Source organism: Agromyces mediolanus (genome assembly GCF_014648575.1).
Classification (GTDB): domain Bacteria; phylum Actinomycetota; class Actinomycetes; order Actinomycetales; family Microbacteriaceae; genus Agromyces; species Agromyces mediolanus.
Map to the genome: position 1 here is coordinate 65,853 of NZ_BMRJ01000005.1, position 19,597 is coordinate 85,449.

A 19,597-nucleotide genomic window follows, 5' to 3' on the forward strand; every position below is an offset into this window, starting at 1 on the left:
GCCCCGGTGACGATCGTCGCCGGGGCCCGTTCGCGTCGGCGTGCCGCCGTCCGCGCTCCCAGCTACGCCCAGCCGAGTTCGCCGAGCCGCGCGTCGTCGAGGCCGAAGTAGTGGCCGATCTCGTGCACGAGGGTGATGCGCACCCGCTCCCGCAGGGCGTCGAGGTCGGCGCTGTGCTCCTGCATGGTGTTGCGGAACAGGGTGATCCGGTCGGGCAGCTCGCCGAAGCCGTAGGCGCCGCGGGTCTTCAACGGCCGGCCGCTGTAGAGCCCGTAGAGCCGCGGCCGCTCCCCCGGCGGCTGGTCCGCGACGAGGATGGCGACGTTCTCGAGCCCCCGCACCATGTCCTCGGGCAGCGAGTCGTAGACCTCGCCGACCATCCGCTCGATGTCGTCCTCGGAGATCTCGACCATGGCTCGATTCTGCCTCGGAGCGGAGCATGAGGCGAGCCCGCGGCGGACGCGCGGACGGGGTAGGGCGGACGGGACTTGAACCCGTGACCGATGGATTATGAGTCCACTGCTCTGACCAGCTGAGCTACCGCCCCCTGCGCCGGTCAGTCCTCGCGGGCCGCCGACGCCGGATCGGTGGCCGGGTCGGCCACCGCCTCACCACGATACAGACTCTCGAACGTCGCGAGCGTGCGCTGGATGTCGTGCGCCTCGATGAGCCGCATGGAGCCCTCCTTGAGGCGGCGCAGCTCGGCCGGGTCGGCCTCGAGGACGGTGCGCAGCTTCGCCGCGAGGTCTTCGGGGTTCGACGGCTCGAAGAGGTAGCCGTTCTCGCCGTCGTGCACGAGGTGCGGCAGCGCCATCGCGTTCGCCGCGACGACGGGCAGCGCGGAGGCCATGGCCTCCATCGTGACGATGGACTGCAGCTCGGCGATCGACGGCATCGCGAGCACGGTCGCCCGGTGGTACGCGTCGCGGAGCTCCTCGTCGGTGACGCGCCCGGTGAAGGTGACGCGATCGGCGATGCCGAGCTCGTCGGCGAGGTGCTGCAGCGCCTTCAGCTGGTCGCCGCCGCCGACGATCTCGATCTTCGCGTCGAGTTCGGCGGGCAGCAGCAGCGCGGCGCGCAGCAGCACGTCGATCTGCTTCTCGCCCGTCACCCGGCCGACGAAGAGAATGCGGTTCTCGGTGCGCGGCTCCCAGTTCGGGGAGTACTTGTGCGCGTCGATGCCGCAGGAGATCGCGTGCACGCCGCGGAGGCCGGTGTAGCGCTCGAGGAACTCGGCGGCGCGACGGGTCGGCGTCGTCACGGACTCGGCGCGACCGAAGGTGCGCTTCGCCGCCTTCCAGGCGAGGCCGACGGCCCACTCCTGCCACGCCTTCGGGATGAGCGTGAACTCGAGCATGTTCTCGGGCATGAAGTGATTCGTGCCGATGATGCGGATGCCGCGCTTCTCGGCCTCGATGGAGAGGCCCCGGCCGACGACGATGTGCGACTGGAAGTGCACGACGTCGGGCTGCACCTCGTCGAGGATGCGAGCGGAGTTGCGCTTGATGCGCCACGGCAGCGCGAAGCGCAGCCAGTCGTGCGGGTACCAGCGCCAGCTGTAGAGGCGATGGGCCACCATCTCCTGCCCCTCGTGCACCTCGTTCCACGTGCCGTGCTTGCGGCTCGCGGCCGGCGCGACGATGTGGACCTCGTGCCCGCGCTCGACGAGCCCGGCGGCCAGGCGCTCCGCGAAGCGGGCGGCGCCGTTCACATCGGGGGCGAAGGTGTCGGCCCCGATCAGGATGCGGAGCGGTCGCTTCGAGGCGGTGCCGAGCTCGGCGGGCGCCGGATCGGAAGAATCTGACACGTGGGAGGTTCCTCACAGTTCGAGCGTCGGGAACGGTTCGTCCCCCAGGTGGGCGCGCGAGGTCGGCGCGGCTGCAACCGACCTTAGTCTACGCAGGGCGCGGCGAACGGCTCGCCGCGCGCATGTCATCCCTCGGGATGACGGGCCGTCGCGCGTGGCTCAGAGCCGCGTCTGCGGGTGATTGCGGGCGAGCATGAACACGCCGAAGACGGCGATCGCCCCGGCGACGATGAACACCGGGATGGCCCAGATCGGCGCCTGCGACGCCTCGCCGAGCACGATGATGCCGATCGCGACCGCGACCATCGGATCGACGACGGTGAGGCCGGCGATGACCAGGTCCGGCGGGCCCGAGGCGTAGGCGTTCTGCACGAAGTAGGCGCCGAGGCCCGTCGCCGCGAGCAGCGCGATGACGCAGATGAGCGTGATCCACTCGAAGTCGCCCTGCTGGATACGTCCGAGCACCACCTTGGCGAGGGTCGCCACGAAGCCGTAGACGACGCCCGCCATGATGACGTAGAAGATGGCGCGCACGCGGTGCCGGAAGAAGACGAACGCGAGGCCGGCGAGGACGAGCACGACGGCGAGGATCACGAGGATCGTGATGAGCTGCTGCTCGGTCACGGGCTTGTCGACCGCGGTGAAGGCGGCGACGCCGACGAAGAGGAACACGCCGCCGACGCAGAGCGCGATCGCGGTGATCGCCTTGCGGTTCAGCTTCACGTGGTTCACCTTCGAGTTCACGATGGAGGTGATCACGAGGGCGATCGCGCCGAGCGGCTGCACCACGATGAGCGGCGCGAAGTACAGGCTCGACAGCTGGAAGACGACCGCGAGGCCGAGCATGAGCGTGCCGAGGACCCAGGACGGCCGGGCGAGCAGCAGGGCGAGCTGCTTGACGCTCAGGCCCTTGCCGAGGCTGTCGGTGGTGCGCGACTCGACCTTGACGACGCCGCGGTGCTGGAACTGAGCTCCGAGCGACAGGAACACCGCGCCCGCGATCGCGAGCGGGATGCCGATGAACTGCTGCGGGTCGAGGGCGATCTGCTCGGTGAGCTCGCTCAGGTCCGGATCCACGACCTCGACCCTACCCGCTCGCGCCTCGATATCCTTGCCGAATGGCCGTGCTCCCCATTCGAATCACCGGCGACCCGGTGCTGCACTCCCCCGCCCGCCCCGTCGAGACGATCGACGACGAGATCCGCACGCTCGTCGCCGACCTCTTCGAGACGATGGATGCCGCCCCGGGCGTCGGTCTCGCCGCCCCGCAGGTCGGCGTGGATCTGCGGGTCTTCACATACGGCTGGACCGATGAGGAGGGCGTCCGCTGGCGCGGCGTGGCCATCAACCCCGAGCTCCTCATCTCTCCCCCGCCGCCCGGCGAGCCCGACCTCGACGAAGAGTCCGAGGGCTGCCTGTCGTTCCCGGGCGAGCGCTTCGGGCTGCGCCGCGCCGAGCGCGCGGTGCTCCGCGCCACCGACCTCGACGGCGAGCGGTACGAGATCGACGCGCAGGGGTGGCTCGCGCGGATCTTCCAGCACGAGTACGACCACCTCGACGGCGTGCTTTACACCGACCGGCTCTCGCACGCCGACCGCAGGATCGTGACGAAGATCACGAAGAAGCTCGGCTGGGGCCGCCCCGGCGTCTCCTGGATGCCGGGCGTCGACGACCTCGAGGGCTGAGGCTCAGCCGAAGGCGCGGATGGCCGCCGCGACGACCGCGGCCGCCGCGACCGCGACGATGAACGGCGCCCGGATGGCGTAGAGCGCGGCGGCGACGATCAGCGCGGGCACCCGCGCGTCGACGACGAGCGCCTGCCCGGCGCCGAGCGTCTGCACGACGATGAGTGCGGCGAGCAGCGCGACCGTGAGGAGGTCCGCGATGCGAGCGGGGCGCTCGCGCTCCAGGAAGCCGACCGGCACGAGGTAGCCGCCGAGCTTCAGCGCCAGTGTGGCGGCGGAGGCGATGAGGATGAGGTGCCAGGTCGTCATGCGCGGCGCCTCCGGTCGAAGAGGTTGAACCAGCCGACGAGGAGGGCCACGAGCGCCGCGATCAGCACGGGCAGTCCGGGCATGACGAAGGGCATCACGACCGCCGCGACCACGGCCGCGCCGACGGCCACGGCGCCGGCCTGGAACCGCTTCAGGCGCGGCCAGAGGAGGCCGAGGAAGGCCGCGCCCGCCGCGGCATCCAGTCCCCAGGCCCTCGTGTCGCCCATCGCATCGCCGATGAGTGCGCCCGCGAGCGTCGTCAGGTTCCAGCCGACGAAGACGATCGCCCCGGTCAGCCAGAAGCCGAGGCGGGCGTTGCCCGGCAGCTTCTGCGCGAGCGCGACGGCCGTGGACTCGTCGATCGTGATCCACGCGGCGAGCACATTGCGTGCCGGGCTGCCGCCGACGAGCGGCTTCATCCGCATGCCGTAGACGACGTTCCGGATGCCGAGCATCGCCGCCGTCGCGATGGCCGAGCCCCCGGCGGCCGCACCGCCCGCGGCGAGGACGCCGACGAGGGCGAACTGGGAGCCGCCGGTGAACATGACGAGGCTCAGGAAGACCGTCTGCCACACGTCGAGGCCGGCCGCGACGGAGAGCGCGCCGAAGGAGATGCCGTAGATCGCCGTCGCGACGCCGACGGCGACGCTCTCGCGGATCGCCCGGGCGCGCTCGCCCGCCTCGTCGACGGCGTCGTCGGGCGTGCGCGCGGCCGCGTCGTCGCCGGCTGGACGTTCCTCCACTGCACCTCCTCGGGCGCCCGCGCGCCGGTTCGCAGCATACCCGGCGCCGGTGGCCGGCCTCAGGCGGCCGGGGCCTCGAAGGTGAGCACGCGCGCGATGTCGGTGGCGGGTCGCTGCTCGCCGGCGAGCACCTCGAAGTCGAGGTGGTTCTGCTGCGGCACCACCGGGCAGGTCACGAAGTTCGTGAACGCGCAGGGCAGGGCGTGCAGGTAGTTGAAGTCGATGACGTCGATGCGTTCACCCGCCTCGTCGGCGAACTGCAGCTCGACGACGCGACCGGCGCCGTAGGTGGTGCGCCCGCTCGTGAGGTCGCGGAGGTGGGCGACCGGCTGCACCCCGTGCGCGGTGTCCTTGCCGATGAGCGCGAGCTCGTAGCCGCGCCCGTCGAACTCGAAGCGCAGCGTGCCGATGCGCGCGGTCGTCTCACGCACGCCCGTCTCGACGGTGGGCTGTTCGACGTCCTCGCGCGCGGCCGGCGTGAAGCTCGCGGGGAGCCGCCAGGCGGGGTCGTAGTCGTAGGCGGTCAACCCCGAGAGGTCGACGCCCGCCGACGCTTCGGGGTCACGAACGCGGATGGCGTAGAGCGGGTCGCCGCCGTCGCTCGTGCGCACGATCGTCTCGACCTCGCTCCGGCCGAAGTAGACGGGAGCGCTCGACCCGTGGCCGTAGGTCTGGTTCCGGCCCGGCCGGATCTCGACGGGCCCGCTCGGGTACTCGCCGTCGACGACGAGGTTCGGGCCCGCGACCGGCGGGGTGTAGATGATGCGCCCCTGCTCCACCGACCAGGTGCCGGGCAGCAGCTCGAACGTCTCGTCCCGCGAAGCGTCGGTGAGCCAGTACTGGGCGACGAGCGCGGTCCAGCCGTAGGGCCGGGCGAGCTCGGCGACGCGCGCGTGGCGCCACTCGCGCCACTGTCCCTCGAGGTGTTCGATCGCTGGCATCGGAGGTGGTTCCTTCTCTCGTGGTGGGGCGTGGGATGCAGAATGGGCAGCCGGCGGCAGCCCTCAGGCGGCGGCCGCGCGGTGGATGAAGGCGCAGATCTGCTCGAAGGAGTCGGCGCCCGCGCGGGCGTTGCCCCGCGGGGTGCCGCCGTTCGAGTAGCGCACGCCGGAGACCGGGTGCACGCGCTCGATGTCGGTGCTCGGCAGGTGCGGCAGGCCGATGCCGTGCCCGGCGTCCTCGTAGTCGAGGTGCAGGCGCTCGGCGCGGTGCCCGTGGCGGGCGAGGCTCGCGAGGGCCATCCGCGATGCGCCGCTCGACGGCCACGCCCGGTCGTCGAGCCCGGACACGAACGCCACCGGTCCGGCGAAGCGCTCGATCGGGATGCGCGAGGCGAGCGCGAGCCGGCGGTCGCGCAGCCCGTCCACGTAGACATCGGCGTGCCGCGTCGGCGGCGGCTCATCGTTCCAGGGCTGCCACTCGACCTCGGCGTTGTCGTGCCAGAGGTGCTCGAGGGGCTCCCCGCCGTGGGTCCAGCTCGGTCCGTCCCAGCCCTCGGCCGGATCGGCCGCGCCCTGCGCGCCGAAGACGTAGGCGCCGGGCACGAATCCGGCGATCGCGAGGATCCGCTCGGGGAACCTCGCCGCGAGCAACAGCGAGAGCTCGCCGCCGCGCGACTGCCCGGTGACGATCGGCGCCCCGCCCGCGGGGTCGAGCCCGTCGCGCACGAACTCGATCGCCCGCTCGAAGTACTCGAGCGGGGTGCGCGAGAGGTACTCGGGCAGGCCGGGTGCACGGAAGTAGCCGAGCGCGAGCGCCTGGATGCCGCGCGCGGCGTACTGCGCAGCCCGCGCTTCGTTGATGCCGCCGCCGGAGCCGTTCAGCACGATGGCGGTCGGGAACGGTCCCGGTCCGGTCGGGCGGAAGAGCGTGCCGACGAGCCCGTCGTGCCGGAGCTCACGCCGCTCGACTCCGGGCACGAGGAGCTGCTGCACGAGCTCGGCGTGCGCCTCGGCTCCCCTCGCCCCCGTATCTCCGAGCTCCGGGAGGCCCGTGCCGGGCTCCTCCCGGGCATGCAGCCGGGTGACGAGGGACTCGCCGACGTCGAGCGGCTCCGCGGGGCCGCTCGTGCCGGGCTCTCGGCGCTGCGCCCAGCACAGGCCCATCGCGTCGGCGGTGCGGAAGTCCCCCGAGACGGGCGCGTCGCGGTCGAGATCGATTCGGCCGTCCGCATCGGCGAGATAGCTCGCCTGCGCCGCCCAATCACCGCCGCTGCGACGGGTCGTCGCCCGGATGGTGACGAGCGCCCCTGGCGCGGCTCCCCGGACGGTGATCGCACGGCGCTGCCAGAGCGGCGCCACCGGCGGATCGACCCGGAGCTCGAGCCCCCCGCTCATCGGGCGCCGTCCGTGGCGGTCATGCCGAGTCCGAGCCAGTCCGCGGTCGGCTGGTCGAGCGCGACCGTGCCGGCCGGTGCGGGCGGCTCGGCCAGCGCGCTCGCCCGGGTCGGCAGGGCGTCGAATCGCGCGGGCAGGTGGCCGCCCGCCGCCCGCCAGTCCTCCGCGAGCCGCGCGGCGCCGGCGGCGACGTCCGCCGCACCGGTCCCGCGGGCGTCCACGGCGATCAGGATGGCTCCCCGCGTGCCGTCGGCGGCTCCGCGGCCGCCCGTCACGACGCCGGCGAGGAGCTCCACGACGAGCCCCGTGAGGGAGCCGAGCAGGCTCGCCGGCACGAGCGCGGCGAGGCGCGAGGCATCCGTCGTCTCGGCGCCGTCGACGTCGATCGCGAGCCCGGCCGGCAGTCGGCTGCCGTCCGCGCGGTGGCGGCGCAGCGCGGCCATCGTGGCGGGCGCCGTGGCGTAGTCCACGACGAGCGGCGACGCGTCCGGCCGGGGCACGGCGATCGCGATGGGATTCGTGCCCACCACGGGCTGCGTGCCGCCCCAGGGCGCGACGATCGGCGGCGCCTGTGCCGCGAGGAACGCGACGAAGCCCCGCTCGGCCAGCTCGCGGGCGGCGAGGCCGAGCACGCCGAGCGCGCCCGCGCCCCGGATGCCGACGATGGCCGAGCCGTGGGTCGTCGCGCGCTGCGCCGCGGCCACGGTCGCGCGGGCGAGCGCCAGGATGCCGGGCCGCCCGGTGGCGTCGATGCTCGCCGTCGGCGCGTCGGAGACCGGGCCCGAGGGCTCGGCCGGCGCGACTGCGGTCGAGGCGGCCGCCAGGCGGTCGAGGTCCCGGCGGAGCATCCCGATCCCGAAGTCCGGCAGCCCGAGCAGTTCCGCTTCGACGAGCCAGCGCGAGGCGAGCGCGAGTTCCGCCGCCGACGTCTCGGGCGAGTGCTCCCGGAGCCGGCCGGTGACGAGCGCCTGCGCGGCGCCGGCGTCGAGGTGGTGCGACATCCCGGCCCCGCTCAGTACTTCACCCACGGCACGAGCCGGCGCTCGAGGTAGCCCTCGAGTGCGGTCGCCCCGTAGCCGAGCGCCGAGATCGTCACGATGCCGACGTACATCTTCGAGACCGCGAAGGTCGACCACGAGCTCCAGATGAGGTAGCCGAGCCCGCTCTGCGCGCCGACGAACTCGGACGCCGCGATGATCACGAACGCGCCGCCGGTGGCGAGCTTGATGCCCGTGAAGATCGAGGGCAGCGCGTACGGCAGCGAGACGGTGAGCCGGCGCTGGATGCGCGACGCCCCGTTCGCCCTGGCGACGTCGTCGAACAGCGGCGGCGTCTGCATGACGCCGCTCATCGTGTTGAAGAAGAGGTAGAAGAAGACGCCGATCGCGACGATGACGTACTTGCTCGTCTCGCCGAGTCCGAAGATCAGCAGGAGCAGCGGATAGATCGCGACCTTCGGGATGGGCAGGAGGCTCGAGAACACCGGCTCCAGCAGCAGGCGCACCGAGCGCACCGAGCCCAGCAGCAGGCCGAGCAGCACGCCCGGGATCGCGCCGAGCACGAAGCCGACGGCGATGCGCGACAGGGTCATCAGGATGTCCGTGACGAGCTGCCCCGAAACGAGCAGGTTCACGAAGGTCTCGACGATCGCCGTCGGCGCCGGGAAGAAGCGGGCGTCGAGGACGCCCAGCCGGCTGAGCGCCTCCCACGCGACGAGCAGCAGCAGCGGCGTGTACGGGCCGATCCGGCGGTTCCACGGCGAGCCGCGCTCCGCCTGCACCGCGGACGCGAGCCGCGCCCGGATCTCCTCGCGATCGGCGGCGGTGACGGCCGGGCCGAGGCCCGCTCGGGCGGCGGATGCCTGGGTGTCGGACGTCTGCGTGTCGGTGCTCACTGCGCCACCGCCTCCGCGGCCGCCGTGTCGCCCTCGAGCAGGTTCCACAGCTGGTAGGTGATCTCGCCGTACCGCGGATCGCGGCGCAGCTCGATGATGTCGCGCGGCCGGCCGAAGGGGATCTCCACCTCGGCGATGATGCGACCCGGCCGGTGCGACATCACCACGACCCGGTCGGCGAGGGTCAGCGCCTCGTCGACGCTGTGGGTGATGAAGAGCACGGACTTCTCCGTCTGCTCCCAGATCCGCAGCAGCTCCTGCTGCAGCGCGACCCTGGTCTGCTCGTCGAGCGCACCGAAGGGCTCGTCCATGAGGAGGACGTTGCCGTCGTCCGCGAGGGCGCGCGCCACCGAGGTGCGCTGGCGCATGCCGCCCGAGATCTGGGAAGGGTAGTACCCCGCGAACTCCGTCAGCCCGACGAGCTCGAGCAGCTCGGCGACGCGCTCGCGGCGCGCGGCCCGAGGCACCCGGCGGAGGCGCAGCGGGTAGGCGACGTTCTCGGCGACCGTGAGCCACGGGAAGACCCCGTGCTCCTGGAAGACCACCGAGGGACGGCTCTGCGTCTCCACCGTGCCGAGGCTCGGCTTCTCGAGCCCCGCCGCGATCCGCAGCAGGGTGCTCTTGCCGCACCCGGAGGGCCCGAGCACGCAGACGAACTCGCGTTCGCCGACCTCGAGCGAGACGTCCTCGAGCGCGACGAGCACCTCATCGCGGTCCTCGGCGCTCGGGTAGGCCTTCCAGAGCCCCTGGACGGAGATGCCGCTCATTTCGAGGCGGCCGCCGAGCTCGCCTCGGCCGAGGCCTGCTCGAGCAGATCGGCGCGGAACACCTGCTCGATGCCGGAGTCGCCCTGGAACTCGAGTGCGCCGCGGTCGCGGAAGAACGCCTCCTGGCGGGCGACGTCCTTCCAGTCGATGGCGCCCTCGGGGTCCTGCACGGTGAGGCCGATGGAGGTGAGCGTCTCGACGGGGAGGTCGGTGTACTCGGCGATGACCGCCTGGTCGTCGGCGTCCTGCCAGCCGCCGTCGGCGAGCTCCTGCACGGCCTTCAGGTAGGCGGAGGTGAAGGCGACGACCGCAGCCGGGTGCTTCTCGACGTAGTCGGTGTTGAACACGAGGGCGCCGAGCTCGACGCCCGCCTGGTAGTCGACGTCGAGGATCTCGTGAGCGAGGCCCTGGGCGATGACCGCGGAGGAGATGGGCTCGATCGACCAGGTGGCGTCGATGGAGCCGTTCGCGAGCGCCGGCGGGATGTCGCCCGGGCTCAGGTTCACGAGCTCGACGTCGTCGAGCGAGAGGCCGGCCGACTCGAGCGCGAGGTGCACCGAGTAGATGCCGAAGCCGCCATCGCCGGGAATGCCGATCTTCTTGCCCTTGAGCTGCTCCGCCTCGGTGATGCCGGACTGCTCGGAGGCGAGGAGCGGCGAGGGGTTCTTGCCGGACTCGGGGATGCGCGAGACGCTCGCGATGACGGACAGGGATGCCCCCGCCTTCGTGGCGTTGAAAAGGCCCGCGCCCCAGGTCGCGCCGCCGGCCACGATGTTGCCGGTGGAGACCTGCTGGTAGGTCTCCCCCGAGCTGCCGCTCTTCGAGATGAGTTCGACGTCGACGCCGGCGTCCTCGAAGTAGCCCTTCTCCTCCGCGAGGAAGAACGGCGCGTAGTCGGCGTACGGCGAGTAGAGGAAGGTGATCTTCGGGGCGTCCTCGGCGGTCTCGCTCGCCGGTTCTCCGCCGCCCGCGCTGCATGCGGTGAGGAGGGCGGCGCTGGCGAGGAGGGCGAGGCCTCCGACGAGACGGCGGCGAGTGCGCATGTGAAACTCCAGGATCGGGGGATGACCGTGGGCGGGGGCCCGACGGCGAACCGCTCCAGCGGGGCGGGCCCGGCGCGTGGAGCGGTCACTCAGGAATCTACCGATCGCGCGCGGCCCAGGCTGGCGCGCATGTCACATTGGGTCACGCGGTGGAACGTTCCTTCACGGTGGATGCCCCGCGACCCGGCAGCGACGACACGGCCCGGATCGGACGCACGAGTCCCGATCCGGGCCGCCCCGCTCACAGCACCTTCGAGAGGAACGCCTTCGTGCGCCCATGCTGCGGCCGCACGAGCACCTCCTCCGGGGTGCCGTGCTCGACGACGACCCCGCCGTCCATGAACGTCACCGTGTCGGCGACCTCACGGGCGAAGCCCATCTCGTGGGTCACGACGATCATGGTCATGCCGCTCTCGGCGAGGGACTTCATGACGTCGAGCACCTCCCCCACGAGCTCCGGGTCGAGCGCCGAGGTCGGCTCGTCGAAGAGCATCAGGTCGGGGGTCATCGCGAGCGCCCTGGCGATCGCGACGCGCTGCTGCTGCCCGCCGGAGAGCTCGCGCGGGTAGGCATCCGCCTTGTCGGCGAGTCCCACCCGCTCGAGCAGCTCGATCGCGCGCTGCCGCGCCTCCGAGCGTTGGGCGCGCTTCACGAAGACCGGGGCGCAGGTGATGTTCTCGAGCGCGGTCATGTGCGGGAACAGGTTGAACCGCTGGAACACCATGCCGATGTTCTCGCGCTGCGCGGCCGCCTCGGCGGGCTTCAGCTCGTGCAGCCGCTCCCCGTGCTCGCGGTAGCCGATGAGCGTGCCGTCGACCTCGATGCGGCCCGAGTCGATCGACTCGAGGTGGTTGATGCAGCGCAGGAACGTCGATTTGCCGGAGCCGGACGGGCCCAGCAGGCAGCTCACCTCGCCGCGACGCACCTCGAGGTCGATGCCCTTGAGCACGTGCGTGTCCCCGAAGGACTTGTGCACCTCCTGCGCGCTGACCTTGATGTCGCTCATCGAGCGTCTCCTTCCGTCATCCCCGCGACGTCCGACATCCCCGCGCCCTCCGGTGCGCCCGCGCCGCTCGGTGCGGCGACGGTCTCCGGGCTCGCGAGCACGACCGGGGCCCGATCGGCGCGATCCTGGCGCCTGCGGCGCTTCGGCGTCGCGCCGTGCCCGAGCTGGCCGCGCGAGAAGTGCTTCTCGAGCCGGCTCTGGCCGATCATCATGATCGAGGTGAAGAACAGGTACCAGACGGAGGCCACCAGCAGCAGCGGGATCGGGTTCAGCGTCGCCGCCGAGATGTCCCGCGTGCGCGTGTAGAGATCCCAGCTGAACGGCACGGCCGTGACGAGCGAGGTCGTCTTCAGCATGGAGATGACCTCGTTGCCCGTCGGCGGGATGATCACGCGCATCGCCTGCGGGATGACGACCTTCCGCATGGTGAGCCACCAGCCCATGCCGAGCGCGGAGGCGGCCTCCGTCTGGCCGGGGTCGATGGAGAGCAGCCCGGCCCGCACGATCTCCGCCATGTACGCGGCCTCGTTGAGCGCGAGCCCGAGCACGGCGATCCAGAACAGCGGGATCACGTCCGCGGTCTCCAGCACGAGCCACGGCTCCATGAACGGCAGGCCGAGGTTGATCGTCTGGTAGATCGAGCTGAGCAGGCCCCAGAACACGAGCTGGACGTACACCGGGGTGCCGCGGAAGAACCAGATGACGCCCCAGGCGATCGCCCGCAGCACGGGGTTGTCGGTCTCGCGCATGACCGCGAGCACGATGCCGACGACGACCGCGCCGATCATCGCGAGGAAGGTCAGGGCGAGCGTCACGCCCGCCGCCTGGATGACCCGGACGTCGAACAGGTAGAGCGCGAACGCGGGCCAGTCGTACGCCTCCCGCTGCGCGGCGTCGATGATGAACGCGAGCAGCAGGAAGATGAGCGCGAAGGCCAGGAGGTTCCGCCACGGATGCCGCAGCGGCACCGCCTGGATCGGCTTCGGGCGCGCCACCGGGACGGCGCGGGTGATCTCGGACACGCGGACTACTCGGTGCCGGCGTTGACCGTGATGGCGTCGAGACGCCCGGCTTCGACGCCCCAGAACTCGAGGATCTCGTCGTAGGTGCCGTCGTCGTGCAGCTCCTGCACGGCGGCCGCGAAGGCGGCGACGAGCTCGTCGTTGCCCTTCTTGAACGGTGCGCCGGCGGGGAGCGTCTCGTAGATCTCCGAGGCGACGAGCTTGCCTCCGCTGTTCTTCACGGCGTAGCTCACGACGGGCGAGTCGGCGACGAACGCGAAGGCGCGGCCGAGGGTCACCGCGGCGACCATCTCGTCGGTCGTGTCGTAGCCCATGACCTCGATCGAGCCCTTGCCCTCGGCGGCGCAACGCTTCTCGACCTCGGGGAGGTAGTAGAGCGGGGCGGAGCCGCCGTTCGGCACCGAGATCTTCTGGCCGCAGATGTCGAGCTCGTCGCTGATCGGGTTCTCCTTCAGCGAGCCGAACTGGTTGCCGGCGAGGAAGAAGTCGACCATGTCGAAGTTCTCCTGGCGCTTCACGGTGTCGTAGTACCCGGCGATGCCGGAGTCGTACGTGCCGAGCTCGATCTTCGGGATGATGTTCTCGAATTTCGAGATCTCGTTCTTGGGCTCGAGGCCGAGCTTCACGATGGCCGCGTTCATGAGGTCGACCTCCCACCCGATCGGGTTGCCGGCGTCGTCCTTGAACTCGTTCGGCGGGTAGGTCGCGTCGACGGCGAGCACGAACGTTCCGCGCTCGACGATGTCGGCCGGCAGCAGCTTCGCCGCCGCCTCGCTCTTCTCGATCTTCGAGAGGTCGACGGCCGAGTTCGCCGAGGCGGTGCCGCCCTCCGCGGCCTGCTGCTCGGCGTCGGCCGCGGCCGTGCAGCCGCTCAGGGCGAGCGCGGTGAGGGCGGCCGCGGCGATGAGGCGCTTCTTCATTTCAGTTCCTTCGGTTGGGGGGATGGATGGGGCAGGTCGGTGGTGCGGTGAGACGGGGGTCAGGCGGGGACGGCGTCCGCGGCGTGCACGAGGGCGCCGTCGACGTACACGAGCGCCGCCCGGGTGAGGTGGAGCTCCGCGACGGGCGCGGCGAAGGGGTCCCGGTCGGCGACGACGAGGTCGGCGAGCTGCCCGGGCGCGATCCGCCCGAGCTCCTCGTGCCGGCCGTTCGCCTCGATCCCGCCGAGCGTGTAGGCCCGCAGGGCGACGTCGAGCTCGAGGCGTTCCTCCTCGAGGAACACGCGCGGGTTGTAGTCGGGATGACCCTCGGGCATCCGCCGGTTGACGGCGACGTGGATGCCGAGCCAGGGGTCGGCGGAGGTGACCGGCCAGTCCGAGCCGCCGCAGAGGTGGCTGCCGGCGCGGTGCAGCGAGCCGAACGGGTACTGGTGCCCGACGCGCTCCTCGCCGAGGAAGGGCACGGTGAGTTCGACCATCTGCGGGTCGTAGCTCGCCCAGAGCGGCTGCATGTCCGCCGAGGCGTTGAGCTCGGCGAAGCGCGGCACGTCGGCGGGGTTGATGATCTGGATGTGCGCGAGCAGGTGCATCGTGGTGGACGCCGGGCCGTTCGCCCGCCGGGCGGCCTCGATCGCGTCGAGCGCGCCGCGCACCGCCTGGTCCCCCAGCGCGTGGAAGTGCACCTGGAAGCCGAGCCGGTCGAGTTCGGTGACGTACTCGGGCAGCTTCGCCGGGTCGACGAAGGCGATGCCGCTGTTGTCGCTGTGGCGGCACTCGCGGCCGGGCACGAGGTAGGGCTCGATCATCGCGGCGGTCTGGTTCTCGGCGACACCGTCCTGCATGATCTTCACCGTGTCGGCGCGGAAGCGGCCGCCGGCGACGGCGGCGCGCTTCTCGAGGAACGCCGGGATCTGCTCGAGCCCGAGCGAACGCTCCCACCAGAGCGCGCCGTTCACCCGGCCGATGAGCTCGCCGCGCGCCTCGGCGCGGCGGTAGACGTCGTAGAAGAGCGGGCTGTGGTTGCCGTACTGGCCGATCAGGGCGTCCTGCCAGCTCGTGATGCCGTAGCCGACGAGCTTCCGCTGGCCGACGCGGAATCCCGCGTACATGTCGTCGAAGCTCGGCTCCGGCGCGTGGCGGAGCGCCAGCATCCGCGCGCCCTCGTGCAGGGTGCCCGTGGGCTCCCCCGCGGCGTCGCGCTCGATCCGGCCGTCGGCCGGGTCGGGGGTGTCGCGGTCGATGCCGCAGCGGCGCAGGGCCTCGGCGTTCACCCAGGCGCTGTGGTGGTCGCGGTTCGACAGGATGATCGGGCGGTCGGCGCAGATCGCGTCGAGGTCGGCGCCGAGCGGCGCGCCGCCCGGGAAGGCGGCCTGCTGCCAGCCGGCCCCGACGATCCACTCGACGTCGGGGTTGCGCTCGACGTAGTCGCGCACGAGCTCCAGGTAGTCCTCGCGCGTGTAGCCCTCCGAGAGGTCGCAGCCGAGCATCTCCATGCCGGCCTCGACGGGGTGGACGTGCGCGTCGTTCATGCCGGGGTGCAGCAGCCGGCCGTCGAGCTCGACCACCTCGGTGTCCGGTCCGATCGCGGCGAGCACCTCCTCGCCCACGAGCACGATGCGACCGCCGGAGACCCCCACGTGCGTGGGCCCTGCGTGGTAGCGCTCTCCGTCGAACAGCGCGCCGTTTGTGAACGCGAGATCGAGTGCGTCGGTCAACCCTGACTCCTTGGTACTCTGACAACCGTTGGCATTCCGGCGAACTTAATCGTTTAAGGAATGACGGGTAGCCTATTGACGGGCACCGGCATTGTCAACGCGTTCGACGACGCCGTCCGGTCCCCGCAGTTCGACCTCGGCACCCCGGAAGGCAGGCGTGGGAACGACACTCAAGGACCTCGCAGGACACCTCGGCATCTCGGCCGCCGCCGTCTCGATGGCGCTGAACGGCAAGCCCGGGGTGTCCGAGCAGACGCGCGAAGAGGTGCGCCGCGCCGCCGAGGAGCTCGGCTACCGGCCGAACCGTACGGGCCAGGCGCTCCGCTTGAGCCGCACCAACACCATCGGCGTCTACTTCCCCTCGACCGTCATGGAGTACTCGCTCTACTTCGCCGAGATCATGCGCGGGATCGTGGCCGGGTTCGCCGACACCGAGCTCTCGCCTCTCCTCCTGCCCTCGGCGGGCGACACGGGACATGTGCGGGACTTCCCGGACGTCGACGGCTTCGTCGTCGTCGAACCGCACTCCGACGATCTCGGCATGTTCGAGCTGCTGCGCAGCGGCCGAGCGACGGTCTGCATCGACCCCCCGCCGGCCTCGGCCGAGGCGCCGTGGGGCGTCGTCGAGGCGGATGCCCCGGCCGCCACCCGCGACAGCCTGCGGCATCTCGTCGCCCGGGGCGCCGTTCGCCCCGGGCTCCTCACGATCGAGTCCGTCTCCGAGTGGAGCCGCACCATCGAGGCCAGCTACCGCGGCTGGTGCGCCGAACACGGCATCGACCCCGCGGTCATCGCGATCAGCGCGAGGCAGAGCAACGAGGAGATCCTGGAGCTCCTCGGGCAGGAGCTCGGTGCCCCGGTCCCGTGCGACGGGCTCTTCGTCGCAGGCGACGCGGTCGCCCCTCGCATCGCCGGTCTGCTGCGCACCATGGGCCGCTCCCCCGACGGCGGATTCCCGCTCGTCTCGGGCGTCGACAGCACGATGATGGAGTTCCACACGCCGCCGATCTCGGCGATCGATCTGAACCCCTACGGCTACGGCATGCACGCCGCCCGCATGATGGCGGCGCTGCTGCGCGAGCCGGGCCGGCCCGCTGCACCCCGCATCGAGCAGCTCCCGGCGCCGCTCATCGTGCGCGGCACCTGAGCCGAGCCGCGCCGCGCGCGGGGCGCCGTCAGTCCCGGCCGCTCGCCGCCGCGACGACGGTCTGCACGGCGTGGTCCGCCTCCGTCACGATCTCGGCGAGTGCGCGCGAGGCATCCTCGGCGCGCCCCTCGGCGACCGCGAAGGCGACCTCCTGGTGCAGGCGGAGGGCCGCCGGATTCGCCTCGTGCGGCATGAGGTCGTGGGCGGTCCGGCCGCGGAGCACCTCGCCGATCACCGGGCCGAGCGCGGCGAAGAAGTGGTTGCCCGAGGCATCCAGGACCGCGGCGTGGAAGGCGATGTCGTGGTCGAGGTACGGGGCCCCGTCGGCCTCGCGGGACTGCTCCGCCATGCCGGTCACCGCCGCGAAGATCGCGGCGCGCTGCTCGGCCGTCGCGTGCTGGGCCGCGAGGCCGGCCGCGAGCGGCTCCACCCCGCTGCGCAGCTGCGAGAGGGCGTGCAGTACGTCGAGGCGCTCCGGGCCGGCGAGGCGCCACCGGATCAGCCGGGGGTCGTACGGGTTCCAGCGCTCGCTCGGCAGGATCTCGACGCCGGCCCGGCGTCGCACCTCGACGAGCCCCATCGACTCGAGCACCCGCACAACCTCGCGGAGCGCCGAGCGAGACGCGCCGAAGCGCTCCGCGACCTCGGTCGTCAGGATGCGCGAACCGGGCGCGAGCCGCCCGGAGACGATCTCGGCGCCGAGTGTCTCGATCACTCGCTCGTGGAGGGCGGAGGACCCGGGCGACGCTGCATCCATCCCCCGATTATCTCGGACTGTCGGTGACGAAGTAATGTCGGACCCGTTTCGATCGGATTTGAAATATGACCTACATATAACCATAATCAGAATCCCCGGACTGATCGCTCCCCCGCTGGACGCTCACGAGGGCCTGAGTTCCAACGACGCAACGGGAGAACGAGATGAGCACGGACGCGAGCGGCGGTTCGACCCTCGAACTGCGAGGGGTCACGAAGCGATTCGGCGGCAGCACCGTCGTCGACTCCCTCGACCTCGTGCTGCGCCCCGGCGAGTTCGTCTCCCTGCTCGGTCCGTCCGGCTGCGGCAAGACCACCACGCTGCGCATGATCGCCGGCTTCGAGCAGCCCGACTCCGGAAGCATCCTGCTCGACGGCGCGGAGATCGGCGGACTCCCCGCGAACAAGCGCGAGGTCAACACGGTCTTCCAGTCCTACGCGCTCTTCCCGCACCTCACCGTGGCCGGCAACGTCGCGTACGGACTCCGCCAGCGGCGCGTCGCCAAGGCCGAGATCGCCGAGCGCGTCGCCGAGACCCTGCAGCTCGTGCGCCTGGACCGCTTCGCCGACCGCAAGCCCGCGCAGCTCTCGGGCGGGCAGCAGCAGCGCGTCGCGCTCGCCCGCGCCCTCGTCAACCGCCCCCGCGTGCTGCTCCTCGACGAGCCGCTCGCCGCGCTCGACCGCCAGCTGCGCGAAGAGGTCCAGATCGAGCTGCGCCTGATCCAGACCCGGCTGCGCACGACCTTCCTCTTCGTGACCCACGACCAGGGAGAGGCACTCGCGATGAGCGACCGCGTCGCCATCATGAACGGCGGCCGCATCGAGCAGCTCGACGAGCCCGAGACCGTGTACGAGCGGCCCGCCACCCGCTTCGTCGCCGGCTTCGTCGGGCAGCAGAACTTCTTCGACGACGTGCGCACGGACGCGGGCGTGCTCGTCGACGCTGACGGCGTCCGGTTCCTGCCCGCCTCAGCGCCCCCGGCCGGAGCCGCCGCCACCGTCGCGATCCGACCGGAGGCGATCACGCTCCGCCCCGAGTCGGCGGAGATCCCGGTGAACGCCTGCGCCGGCGTCGTCGAAGCCGTCAACACGCTCGGCGACAGCCGCCAGTACGTGATCCGCGCCGCCTCCGGGCGCACCCTGGTGACCCGCTCCGCCCGAGTGACCGAGCCCCAGCGTTTCAGCCCCGGCGAGCGGGTCCTCGCCAGCTGGTCCCCCGACCACGTCGCGGTCTTCCCCGCGGCATCCGCAGCCTGACCTCGAAGGAGCGCACGACCATGACCGAGCACCGCATCCCCAAGATCCTCGTCCCGCGCTCCCGCGAGGCCGAGTTCACCCGCCGGCTCTTCCTCACCGGCGTCGTCGGCGCCGGCGCGACGCTCGCGCTCGCCGCCTGCGCGCCCGACGGGGCCAACGGCGGCGGTTCCGGCTCGGGCGGCGGCTCCGGCACCATGCGCGTCTACTCGTGGTCGGGCTACGACGCGCCTGAGAACGTGAAGGGCTTCGCGCCGGGCGTCGCGATCGACTCCTACTCCTCGAACGAGGAGATGATCGCCAAGCTCGTCGCCGCGCGCGGCACGAGCGGGTACGACATCGTCATCCCGACGGGCGTCTTCGTGCCGCAGATGGCCGAGAACCAGCTGCTCGAGAAGCTCGACCTCAGCCGCCTCAAGAACCTCGGCAACGTCGACGCGGCCTTCCTCGGCCAGGCATGGGACCCGGACAACACCTACACGGTGCCCAAGTACTGGGGCACCACCGGCTTCGCGTACGACACCCGCGTGATCACCCGCGAGCTCGTCTCGTGGGACGACTTCATCGACGCGGCGAAGAACGAGGCCAGCGGCCGCACCTCGCTCGCGGACGACCCGGGCGAGATCTGCGCCATCCTCTGCTTCGCCCGCGGTTGGGACCAGAGCACCCAGGACGAGGGCGAGCTCGCGAAGATCCGCACCTTCCTCGTCGACGAGCTGGCCCAGCACATCTCGGCCTTCGACTCGGCGCCCGGCAGCGGTGCGATCCCGCAGGGCTCGCAGGCCCTCGTGCACACCTGGAACGGCGAAGCCCGGCGCGGCATCATGGCGAGCTCCGAGCCCGACCGCTGGAAGTGGGTGCTGCCCACGCCCGACACCAACCTCTGGACCGACAACTGGGCCATCGTCAAGGGCGCCAAGAACGTCGACGCGGCCTACGAGTTCATCGACTACTCCCTCGGCCTCGAGCAGGCGGTGCGCAACACCGAGTACGTCGGCTACGGCACCGGCATCGGCGCCGCCGAGGCTCAGCTCGCCGCCGCGGACGCGCCGCTGCTCGGGATGATCTTCCCGAGCGAGGAGGAGAAGCAGCGCATGTACACCGGCCAGATCAACGCCGCGCAGCAGACCCGCATGGAGATCGTCGCCGAGATGAAGGCGCGCGCGGGGGCATGA

20 protein-coding genes and 1 tRNA gene are annotated in these 19,597 nt (G+C 71.7%); 4 read left to right on the plus strand and 17 right to left on the minus strand.

From position 1 onward, the window contains the following. Positions 1-62 precede the first annotated feature (62 nt). From IEY71_RS16260 to IEY71_RS16275, 4 genes are all read right to left on the minus strand, one after another. A complete protein-coding gene (locus IEY71_RS16260; protein WP_189086430.1) occupies positions 63-413 on the minus strand; it encodes a metallopeptidase family protein in 351 nt (116 codons plus the stop codon). A gap of 60 nt (positions 414-473) precedes the next feature. Beyond that, positions 474-547, minus strand: a tRNA-Ile gene (locus IEY71_RS16265). 9 nt (positions 548-556) lie between these two features. Further along, positions 557-1,807, minus strand: coding sequence for a glycosyltransferase (locus tag IEY71_RS16270; RefSeq protein WP_229781809.1), 1,251 nt, complete (start codon positions 1,805-1,807; stop codon positions 557-559). A gap of 159 nt (positions 1,808-1,966) precedes the next feature. Next, on the minus strand, positions 1,967-2,884 hold the full coding sequence (locus tag IEY71_RS16275) for a DMT family transporter (RefSeq protein ID WP_229781810.1): 918 nt from the start codon (positions 2,882-2,884) through the stop codon (positions 1,967-1,969). Between the two features lie 41 nt (positions 2,885-2,925). Here IEY71_RS16275 and def point away from each other — a divergent pair, with 41 nt between their 5' ends. Continuing rightward, a complete protein-coding gene (gene def, locus IEY71_RS16280; RefSeq protein ID WP_189086431.1) occupies positions 2,926-3,492 on the plus strand; it encodes a peptide deformylase in 567 nt (188 codons plus the stop codon). 3 nt (positions 3,493-3,495) lie between these two features. Here def and IEY71_RS16285 read toward each other — a convergent pair whose 3' ends face one another. The 12 genes from IEY71_RS16285 to IEY71_RS16340 form a co-directional block, all read right to left on the minus strand. Beyond that, entirely contained in the window at positions 3,496-3,801 is a 306-nt protein-coding gene (locus tag IEY71_RS16285) for an AzlD domain-containing protein (RefSeq protein WP_189086432.1), read from the minus strand. Then, entirely contained in the window at positions 3,798-4,544 is a 747-nt protein-coding gene (locus tag IEY71_RS16290; RefSeq protein WP_189086433.1) for an AzlC family ABC transporter permease, read from the minus strand. Before IEY71_RS16290 ends, IEY71_RS16285 begins: the two co-directional genes overlap by 4 nt. Before the next feature lie 59 nt (positions 4,545-4,603). Beyond that, complete coding sequence (locus IEY71_RS16295) at positions 4,604-5,485, minus strand: DUF1684 domain-containing protein (RefSeq protein WP_189086434.1); 882 nt, start codon at positions 5,483-5,485, stop codon at positions 4,604-4,606. Positions 5,486-5,548: 63 nt separating this feature from the next. After that, positions 5,549-6,880 carry an acyl-CoA thioesterase/bile acid-CoA:amino acid N-acyltransferase family protein gene (locus IEY71_RS16300; RefSeq protein ID WP_189086435.1) on the minus strand — a complete coding sequence of 444 codons (1,332 nt, stop codon included), beginning with the start codon at positions 6,878-6,880 and terminating at the stop codon, positions 5,549-5,551. Further along, positions 6,877-7,881 carry an Ldh family oxidoreductase gene (locus IEY71_RS16305; protein ID WP_189086436.1) on the minus strand — a complete coding sequence of 335 codons (1,005 nt, stop codon included), beginning with the start codon at positions 7,879-7,881 and terminating at the stop codon, positions 6,877-6,879. The genes IEY71_RS16300 and IEY71_RS16305 overlap by 4 nt, the downstream gene beginning before the upstream one ends. A gap of 11 nt (positions 7,882-7,892) precedes the next feature. Continuing rightward, positions 7,893-8,774, minus strand: a complete 882-nt coding sequence (locus IEY71_RS16310) for an ABC transporter permease (RefSeq protein ID WP_189086437.1) — start codon at positions 8,772-8,774, stop codon at positions 7,893-7,895. Further along, the gene (locus IEY71_RS16315; RefSeq protein WP_189086438.1) at positions 8,771-9,541 is read right to left on the minus strand and encodes an ABC transporter ATP-binding protein; all 771 of its coding nucleotides are present in this window, start codon (positions 9,539-9,541) and stop codon (positions 8,771-8,773) included. The genes IEY71_RS16310 and IEY71_RS16315 overlap by 4 nt, the downstream gene beginning before the upstream one ends. Then, on the minus strand, positions 9,538-10,584 hold the full coding sequence (locus IEY71_RS16320; RefSeq protein WP_189086439.1) for an ABC transporter substrate-binding protein: 1,047 nt from the start codon (positions 10,582-10,584) through the stop codon (positions 9,538-9,540). Before IEY71_RS16320 ends, IEY71_RS16315 begins: the two co-directional genes overlap by 4 nt. Positions 10,585-10,825: 241 nt before the next feature. Beyond that, the gene (locus IEY71_RS16325; RefSeq protein WP_189086440.1) at positions 10,826-11,590 is read right to left on the minus strand and encodes an amino acid ABC transporter ATP-binding protein; all 765 of its coding nucleotides are present in this window, start codon (positions 11,588-11,590) and stop codon (positions 10,826-10,828) included. Next, positions 11,587-12,612 (minus strand): amino acid ABC transporter permease, encoded by a 1,026-nt coding sequence (locus tag IEY71_RS16330; protein WP_189086441.1) that lies wholly within the window; start codon positions 12,610-12,612, stop codon positions 11,587-11,589. The genes IEY71_RS16325 and IEY71_RS16330 overlap by 4 nt, the downstream gene beginning before the upstream one ends. Positions 12,613-12,617: 5 nt before the next feature. Next, positions 12,618-13,532 (minus strand): ABC transporter substrate-binding protein, encoded by a 915-nt coding sequence (locus IEY71_RS16335; protein ID WP_189086442.1) that lies wholly within the window; start codon positions 13,530-13,532, stop codon positions 12,618-12,620. Between the two features lie 59 nt (positions 13,533-13,591). Then, entirely contained in the window at positions 13,592-15,265 is a 1,674-nt protein-coding gene (locus IEY71_RS16340; RefSeq protein ID WP_229781811.1) for an amidohydrolase, read from the minus strand. Between the two features lie 157 nt (positions 15,266-15,422). On the opposite strand from IEY71_RS16340, the gene IEY71_RS16345 reads away from it, so the two are divergent. Next, positions 15,423-16,412, plus strand: a complete 990-nt coding sequence (locus tag IEY71_RS16345) for a LacI family DNA-binding transcriptional regulator (RefSeq protein WP_189086443.1) — start codon at positions 15,423-15,425, stop codon at positions 16,410-16,412. Between the two features lie 28 nt (positions 16,413-16,440). Here IEY71_RS16345 and IEY71_RS16350 read toward each other — a convergent pair whose 3' ends face one another. Continuing rightward, entirely contained in the window at positions 16,441-17,169 is a 729-nt protein-coding gene (locus tag IEY71_RS16350) for a FadR/GntR family transcriptional regulator (protein WP_189086444.1), read from the minus strand. 164 nt (positions 17,170-17,333) lie between these two features. Here IEY71_RS16350 and IEY71_RS16355 point away from each other — a divergent pair, with 164 nt between their 5' ends. Together IEY71_RS16355 and IEY71_RS16360 are read left to right on the plus strand one after the other, a co-directional pair. Beyond that, on the plus strand, positions 17,334-18,425 hold the full coding sequence (locus IEY71_RS16355) for an ABC transporter ATP-binding protein (protein ID WP_189086445.1): 1,092 nt from the start codon (positions 17,334-17,336) through the stop codon (positions 18,423-18,425). 20 nt (positions 18,426-18,445) lie between these two features. After that, positions 18,446-19,597 (plus strand): polyamine ABC transporter substrate-binding protein, encoded by a 1,152-nt coding sequence (locus IEY71_RS16360; RefSeq protein WP_189086446.1) that lies wholly within the window; start codon positions 18,446-18,448, stop codon positions 19,595-19,597.

Coding starts and splice junctions, on each gene's coding strand:
- IEY71_RS16260 (WP_189086430.1), bottom strand. CDS start 413: ATGGTCGAGATCTCCGAGGACGACATCGAGCGGATGGTCGGCGAGGTC.
- def (WP_189086431.1), top strand. CDS start 2,926: ATGGCCGTGCTCCCCATTCGAATCACCGGCGACCCGGTGCTGCACTCC.
- IEY71_RS16285 (WP_189086432.1), bottom strand. CDS start 3,801: ATGACGACCTGGCACCTCATCCTCATCGCCTCCGCCGCCACACTGGCG.
- IEY71_RS16295 (WP_189086434.1), bottom strand. CDS start 5,485: ATGCCAGCGATCGAACACCTCGAGGGACAGTGGCGCGAGTGGCGCCAC.
- IEY71_RS16300 (WP_189086435.1), bottom strand. CDS start 6,880: ATGAGCGGGGGGCTCGAGCTCCGGGTCGATCCGCCGGTGGCGCCGCTC.
- IEY71_RS16305 (WP_189086436.1), bottom strand. CDS start 7,881: ATGTCGCACCACCTCGACGCCGGCGCCGCGCAGGCGCTCGTCACCGGC.
- IEY71_RS16315 (WP_189086438.1), bottom strand. CDS start 9,541: ATGAGCGGCATCTCCGTCCAGGGGCTCTGGAAGGCCTACCCGAGCGCC.
- IEY71_RS16320 (WP_189086439.1), bottom strand. CDS start 10,584: ATGCGCACTCGCCGCCGTCTCGTCGGAGGCCTCGCCCTCCTCGCCAGC.
- IEY71_RS16325 (WP_189086440.1), bottom strand. CDS start 11,590: ATGAGCGACATCAAGGTCAGCGCGCAGGAGGTGCACAAGTCCTTCGGG.
- IEY71_RS16335 (WP_189086442.1), bottom strand. CDS start 13,532: ATGAAGAAGCGCCTCATCGCCGCGGCCGCCCTCACCGCGCTCGCCCTG.
- IEY71_RS16350 (WP_189086444.1), bottom strand. CDS start 17,169: ATGGATGCAGCGTCGCCCGGGTCCTCCGCCCTCCACGAGCGAGTGATC.
- IEY71_RS16355 (WP_189086445.1), top strand. CDS start 17,334: ATGAGCACGGACGCGAGCGGCGGTTCGACCCTCGAACTGCGAGGGGTC.
- IEY71_RS16360 (WP_189086446.1), top strand. CDS start 18,446: ATGACCGAGCACCGCATCCCCAAGATCCTCGTCCCGCGCTCCCGCGAG.